Annotated in this window: 4 protein-coding genes and 1 pseudogene; 2 read left to right on the top strand and 3 right to left on the bottom strand. The window is 67.1% G+C overall.

The genetic code is table 11. The annotated features are described in order from the left end of the window. A pseudogene (locus ABD301_RS40020) lies at window positions 1-405 on the bottom strand (hypothetical protein); the annotation flags it as partial. A gap of 148 nt (window positions 406-553) precedes the next feature. Continuing rightward, window positions 554-3721 (bottom strand): bifunctional cytochrome P450/NADPH--P450 reductase, encoded by a 3168-nt coding sequence (locus tag ABD301_RS40025; RefSeq protein WP_344315240.1) that lies wholly within the window; start codon window positions 3719-3721, stop codon window positions 554-556. A gap of 107 nt (window positions 3722-3828) precedes the next feature. Here ABD301_RS40025 and ABD301_RS40030 point away from each other — a divergent pair, with 107 nt between their 5' ends. Together ABD301_RS40030 and secA2 are read left to right on the top strand one after the other, a co-directional pair. After that, window positions 3829-4425 carry a LuxR C-terminal-related transcriptional regulator gene (locus ABD301_RS40030; RefSeq protein ID WP_344315242.1) on the top strand — a complete coding sequence of 199 codons (597 nt, stop codon included), beginning with the start codon at window positions 3829-3831 and terminating at the stop codon, window positions 4423-4425. 56 nt (window positions 4426-4481) lie between these two features. Further along, a complete protein-coding gene (gene secA2 / locus ABD301_RS40035; protein WP_344315244.1) occupies window positions 4482-7013 on the top strand; it encodes an accessory Sec system translocase SecA2 in 2532 nt (843 codons plus the stop codon). Between the two features lie 86 nt (window positions 7014-7099). Here the strand turns inward: secA2 and ABD301_RS40040 are convergent. Next, the coding region (locus ABD301_RS40040) for a hypothetical protein (RefSeq protein WP_344315245.1) at window positions 7100-7348 on the bottom strand (249 nt) is incomplete at its 5' end.

The following is a 7348-nucleotide window of genomic DNA, read 5'->3' on the forward strand; positions in this document are numbered from 1 at the left end:
CGCGGCCGCCGGGATCGCCGGATTCGAGGGCAGCCCGCCCAGCCCGGCGGGGCCAAGGTCGGACCCGTTCGGCGGCCGGACCACGCCCGGCTTGGCCGGCCCCACGCCGACGATCGTGGTGCCGTCCGGCGGTGTCACGGCCGGCGCCGGGACGATCTTGTTCAAGCCCGGAATGGGCAACAGTGCCTCGGGCTTGATCGGGCCGCCGAGCAGGCTGAATCCGAGCAATGCGGTGTAGCCGGCGCAGGCGAGACCGACGGCCCGGCCGACATACCGCAGCCGGCGGACCCGGCGGCCGGACTCGTCGAGAAAAACCGGCGAGGAATCGGAAGGGGAGTCGTCCGGCAGTTCTTCCGGGCGTACGGCCGGCAATTCGGGCGGCGAGAAAACGACGGTCGACTTCATACCGAGAATAATGCTCTACAAGGTACGCCGCGTTTCTCGGCTGACCAGTCCGAATCACCCTGCCGGTTGGCCAGCCGGAAGGGGTCCAGAGGCCCTATCCGCTGACTTTTCGGGTTATTCCGAAAAGATCGCTGACCCGAATATACCCTCAGCCGGCCCACACGTCTTCCACATAACGATCCTGCGCGATCAACTCGTCCAACCATTCCTGATCATCGCCACCGGCATGAATCTGGTGAATGCGCTGGAATGCGGCGCGTACGGCTGGAGCCATTCCTTTTCTGTCACCGCACACGTAAACGCGGCCACCGTCAGCGAGGGCTGCCCACACGTCGTTCGCGTCGGCGCTAATCCGATCTTGTACGTATTTGACGCCGGCGGCCGGAGCGCGGGAGAAAGCCGGCCGCATCGACACCGCGCCGGCCGCCTGTGCGGCCGCCAACTCGGCCCGGTGCAGGTAATCCACCTCCGGGTGGCGTACACCGAAAAAGCACAGCGCTGGGCCCAGAGTCGCACCGGCCCGAGCCTGCCGCACCCGATCGCCAATGAATCCGCGGAAGGGCGCGAGGCCGGTGCCGGCGCTCACCATGATCACCGGCACGGCTGGATCCACCGGCGCCCGGAACGCTTCCCGAGCTGGGTCGACCCGGGCCCGAATGTGGTCGCCCGCCCGCAAATGCGCGAGATAGTACGACGAAATGCCGGTGAAAGTGCCGGCGCCGTGCCGCGCCGGGGCGGACAGCAGGCCGACGATCAGTTCGACCTCGTTCGGCGTGGCCAGCGCGGCGGAGGAAATCGAGTAATGCCGGGCCTGGATCGGCGACAGCATCTCCAGGAAGACTTCCGGTGCCAGCTGGCAGGCCGGGTTTTCCTCCAACAAATCGAGCACGCTGCGTCCGCAGGAGGTGACGTAGTCGTCGAACTTCGTCCGATTTTCCGCCAGAGCCCGTAAAGCGTCCCGTTCTGGTGGGCAGGGGTTGGTGTCGGCCAGCAGCGCGACCTGTGCCCGGGTGGCCGGATTCTGCAGTTCCACGAAATGCGTCAGCAGTTGCCGAATGGTCAACGGCCGGTCGATCGGCAGCGCCCGCCGGGTTTTCTGTCGCGGGCTGACCGAAACCACCAGGTCCAGATCCAGGCCGAACCGGGCGGCTACCCGCTCGACCAGGTCCGCCGTGTTGTCCGGCACGATGGTCAGATGGTCGCCGGTGCGGTAGGTGACGCCGTCCGGCAGCGCGATCCGCAGGTGCCGCTTGGACCGGCCGATCGGGTTCTCGATCTCCACCAGCTCGGTGTTTTCCACCACTGTCATCGGAAAAACCTCATACCGGGCGTCCAGGGCCGCGGTGACCTCGCCGGTGATGACCCGTACGTCATAAAGCCGGTCGGAGGCCGCCGCAGCTGGCTCCATCGCGTCCGGATCGCCGTAGCGGGCCAACAATTCGGTCCACAGCTGGTCCGTCCAGGTCTCGATGTCGCCGGCCAGATCGCCGGAGGCGTCGGCTTCGCAACGCTCGACCAGCCGAGTGCCGCCCAGCGCCGTGGCCCGGTCGTCGATCAGGGTCGGGATGTGCTGGTAGGTGGCGGCCCAGTTGCGGTCGCCCACTCCCAGCACCGCGTACGAGATCCCGCTGAGGTCCGCGTCGCCGGACAGCCATTCGACGAACCTCACCGCGTCGTCGGTCGGTTTTCCGTTGTACGAGGCTGCCACCATCACCACTGGCCCGTCCGCCGGCAGTTTCCCGGCGTACGAGTCCAAAGGCGCCGCGATTGCGGTGAAGCCGCGGTCGGTGCCCTCGTCGGCGAGCTGTCGAGCGTACGCCCGGCAGGTGCCCAGATTCGAGCCGTGCAGCACCGTCAGCGTGGTGCCCTGCTTGGCCCGTCCAGCGGTGCTTTCCGCGTGTTTCTCGGAAACCACCGGCGCGGGTGCGGTCCGCTCGGTCCGGCGGGCCAGCGCCAGCTCGAAGCCGGTCGGCTTGAGGGTGAGCGTTTCCTTGATCTTCAACTGGTAGTTGGCGGTGTCCAGCAGCCGGTAGCGGTGAATCAGCATGCCGAGCAGCAAAGTCGCCTCATGCAGGGCGAACTGTCGGCCGATGCAGGCGCGCTCACCCGTACCAAAAGGCTTGAAAGCGTGCACTGGGCGGCCCTTTTCGCGCTCGGGCGTGAAACGGTCCGGGTCGAAGGCCTCGACGTTGTCGCCCCAGACCGGGTCGCGGTGCAGCGATGGGGCGAGGACGACCAGCCACTGTCCTTTCCGTACGGGGAAACGGCCGCCCAGTGTGGTGTCCTCGGTCGCCTCTCGGGCGAAGGCGGCGGCGGTCGGCCAGAGCCGCAACGCCTCGTTCAGGACCTGCCGGACATACCGCAGCTTGCCGACCTCTTCGTACGTCGGCTGCGGATTCGCCTGATCGCCCCAAATCCCGTCGACCTCAGCCTGCGCCTTGGCCAGCACGGCCGGATTCTTCGCCAGGTAATACAGGGCGAAAGACAGCGCACCGGACGTGGTTTCGTGGCCGGCGATGAGGAAAGTGATTACCTGGTTGCGGATGTTCAGGTCGCTGAGCACTTCGCCGGAGGCCGCCTGAGGTGCGTTCAACATCAGGCCGAGCAGATCGCCGGTCGACGGGTCGCCTTTGCGGGCCGCGATCACGTCATCGACGATGCCGGCCATGAATTTCGCGTCCGCAGCGAACTTCTCGTCGGCGCCGTGGTTCAGGATCGGCCCGATCCACGGCAGCTCACGGCCTTTGGCCTGGGCGTGCGCGAGCGTACGCACCAGCGCCCGCACGAACGGATGTGGTTCGGGCTGCTCAAAAGAGTGGAAATCGAAGCCGAATCCGGCCAGCCCGATGGTGTCCAACGTCAGCCGCGTCATGTCGTCCGCGACGGCCACTGGGCGTACGCCCGCGTGCTCGTCCCACGAGGCGACCAACCGGTTCGCGACCTCCAGCATGGTCGGGTGGTAGGACCGCATCGACTGCAGTGAAAAGGCCGGCAGCAGGATGTCGTGTGCCTTACGCCAGTTAGGTTCTTCGTTGTACGCGGTGAAAAGCCCGTCGCCGGCGATGCCGCGGATGCGGTCCAGCGCGGGCGCCACGTGCTTGGCGAACCTGGTTTCGTCGGACAGCTCGGCGACCAGGTCCGCGCCGGACACCAGCACCACGTCGGTGCCGAAGAACTGCTTGGTGAAGATCGGCCCCAGCTCACGCGCTAGCCGCATGTTGTCCTGGATCGGCGTGTCGGTCGCCCCCAGTGCATCGCCGACGACCGGAATCCGCCCGCCGGGGTGCGGAATGCCCGTGGTGTCGATGCCCTTCATCGATGCTCCTTAGTTGCGCAATGTCGGTTTCGCCCGCTGCCACAAGGCTCTCACCGGGCGACCGTGACGAGCGCGACAACCACTACAAGATCTTGTAGTCTTCGAGCGTGAGTGAACGTGAGCTGGAGCGACGGGTCGCCATGTGGCAGAACCGCTTTCTCGCGCTGCTGCACCGCACTCCGCTGCCCACCGCGATCAGCCGGCCGGACGGCACGATCACCATCGCCAATCCGGCGTTCGCGAGCGTGTTCGGGTTGACGCCGGCACGGGTTCGCGGCCGACTGCTCACCGATCTGATGCGGCCGGGCGTGCGGATCGACTACGAGCGGGTGCTGGAGGACCTGCGTACCCGCCGACGCACCCGGCGGACCATGCCGGTGACCTGGCCCGGCGGCGCCGGGGACGCGACCGTCCAGGTGGTCGACGACGAAGAGGGCATCGCGCTGTTCTTCACGCTGCAACCACACCCGCGGCCCGCCGAGGACCTGCCCCGGCTTTCGGACCGCGAACGAGCGGTCCTACGACTGGTCGCCGGCGGTGCCACCTCCTCCGAAGCGGCGGCCGAGCTGGGCCTTACCGCGGACGGCGTCAACTACCACCTGACCAGGCTCACCCAGCGGCTTGGAGTGCCCAACCGGCTCGCGCTGATCGCTCGTTCGTACGCTCTCGGGCTGCTGGATCCAGCGACTTGGCCACCGAGTTGACCCTATGGGTCCGGTTTCCTCACATGACCGATCTGGGCTCGCGTAGCGTAAGCGCCATGGCCGTGTCGTTCCGTGGAATCTCCGAGCGGGTACGCCGGGTGCTGCAGCGCCCTGGCACCGTGAATCTGGCGCCGTACCGCGCCCTGCTGTCCGAGATCGAAGAGCGTGACGAGGAGCTCAAGGAGCTCTCCGACGCCAAGCTGGCGTCCGCGTTCGCCGACCTCAAGGGCTATGTCGACGATGGTCTGGACGTGCGGGCGGACGTGTGCGCGCTCGCCAGGGAAGCCGCCGAGCGAGGCATCGGCGAGCGGCCGTACGACGTCCAGCTGATCGGCGCGCTGGCGATGATGGACGGGAACGTGGCCGAGATGGCCACCGGTGAGGGCAAGACCCTGACCGCCGTGATCGCCGCCGCCGGCTTCCACATGCAGGGCAAGCGCGTGCACGTCCTCACCGTCAACGACTACCTGGCCCGCCGGGACGCGGACTGGATGGGCCCTATCTACCAGCTGCTGGGGATGACCGTTGGGTCGGTTTCCGCGAGTTCCAGCCCGGATGAGCGACGTGCCGCGTACCAGTGCGATGTCACTTATGTGACCGCCACCGAGTCCGGCTTCGACTATCTGCGGGACCACCTCGTCACCAGCGTTGACGACATCGTCCGGCAACCGTTTGACACGGCCATCGTGGATGAGGCCGACTCGCTGCTGGTCGACGAGGCCCGGGTGCCGCTGGTGCTGGGTGGTTCGGTCGCGCACACCGATGACACGCTCGCGTCGACCGCCGAACTCGTGCGGGGAATGACCCCGGGGGTGCACTACCGGATCGAGGACGACGGCCGGAACGTGCAGCTGACCGAGGCCGGTGGCGCGTTGGTCGAGGAGGTGCTCGGCGCCGAGGTCCAGGCCGAGGCCGACCGGATCGCGGCGGAAAAGGCCGAGGCTGACGAGGCCGAGAAGGCGGAAGCGGAGGCGGCTGAGGTCGCCGAGAGCGCGACCGCTGAGGATTCCGACGACTCCGACGACTCCGACGAGTCTGATGAGGATTCGGAAGAGTCCTCATCGGAGACCCAAGACGAGATCGTCGCCGAGGTTGAGAAGCCCAAGGGCTACAACCTGTACGACGCGGACAACCTGAGCAGGCTGACCGCGATCAACCTGGCCCTGCATGCCGAGGCGTTGCTGCGCCGGGACGTGGACTATATCGTCCGCGACGGCAAGGTGCATCTGGTCAACGAGCACCGCGGCCGGATCGCCGAGCTGCAGCGCTGGCCGGACGGCTTGCAGGCGGCCGTCGAGGCCAAGGAGGCGCTTGCCTCCACCGACGCCGGCGAAGTCCTGTCCAACATCACCATGCAGGCGCTGCTCAAGCTCTACACGACGGTCTGTGGCATGACGGGTACGGCAGTGCCAGCCGCTGAGGAGCTCCGCGAGTTCTACAAGCTCGAAGTCGCGGTCATCCCGCCCAACGCCGAGAACGTACGCATCGACGAGCCGGACAAGGTCTACGCGAGTCTCGCCGAAAAAGAGGCGGCGGTGATCGAAGAGGTCTCCACCGCGCACGAGGCCGGCCGACCAGTGTTGATCGGCACCCTGGACGTGGCCGAGTCGGAGCGGCTCGGCGAGGCGTTGATCGAGGCCGGACTGGAATGTTCGGTCCTGAATGCCAAGAACGACGCCGAAGAAGCTCGGATCATCGCCGAGGCCGGCACGTACGGCGCCATCACCGTCTCCACCCAGATCGCCGGTCGTGGTGTCGACATTCGGCTCGGTGGCAGTGACAGCAAAGACAGTGAACGGGTCGTCGAGCTTGGCGGTCTCTACATCATCGGCGTCGGTCGGCACGAGAGCCGCCGGGTCGACAACCAGCTCCGTGGCCGCGCCGGTCGGCAGGGCGACCCGGGCGAGTCGGTCTTCTTCGTCAGTGTCAACGACGCCCTCGTCCAACGGCACGGCCAGGAAGCCCTGCCGCCGCCGCAGTTGCCGGACGAGGACGGGCAGCTGCGCGACCCCGCCCTGCAGCGTGCGATCGAGCACGCCCAGCGGGTCAGCGAAGGTGTGCACCTGCAGATCCACCGCAACACCTGGCGCTACAACTACCTCATTGAGCAGCAGCGCCAGGTTGTCCATGGCCGCCGCGACGAGGTGCTGCGTGGTACGGGCACGATCGAACGCCTCGAGGACCGCTGCGGCGAGCGTTACGACGAGCTGGTCGAGAAGTTCGGGCTGGAGAAGGCCGCCGAGGCTGCTCGGCAGATCGAGCTCTATCACCTCGACCGTGCCTGGGCCGACCACCTCGCCGCGCTGTCCGACATCCGCGAAGGCGTCCACCTGCGGTCGCTCGGTCGGCTGGACCCGCTCGACGAGTTCCACCGGGAAGCCATCCCCGAGTTCGAGCGGATGCTCGCCGATGTCGACGAGCAGGTCGAGAAGACCTTCAACGAGGTCCCGATGACCGACGACGGACAACCCGACCTCGACGTGGTAGGCCTCACCCGCGCAACCACCACCTGGACGTACGTCATCAAGGAAAACCCGTTCGGCTCCGAATGGGAACGCACCCTCCGCTCCTTCGGCCGCCGCGGCTAACCCCTCGCTGTCCGCACGGGGTTGTGCCCACCCAAGTGCAGCTCACCCCGTGCGGGACAGTCACCTTTACATCAGGTCGGTCAACTTTACGTGACCCAGCCCCGCTGACCCACCCCGTGCGGGACTGTCACCTTTGCCATGAGGTTGGTCAGCTTTTGTACGTGACCCAGCCCCGCCGACCCCACCCCGTGCGGGACCGTCACCATTTCCATCAAGTTGGTCCACTTCGACGGAACCCAGCCCCGTCCGGCGCCATCGGCCGCCAGGCCGATGTTGTCGCCCCTCCGGCAGGAGCGTCCGCCTTTGTAGGCCCCGCGGTCTTTGCGGGGCCTTGA

The organism is Fodinicola feengrottensis (assembly GCF_039530045.1).
Classification (GTDB): Bacteria; Actinomycetota; Actinomycetes; order Mycobacteriales; family HKI-0501; genus Fodinicola; species Fodinicola feengrottensis.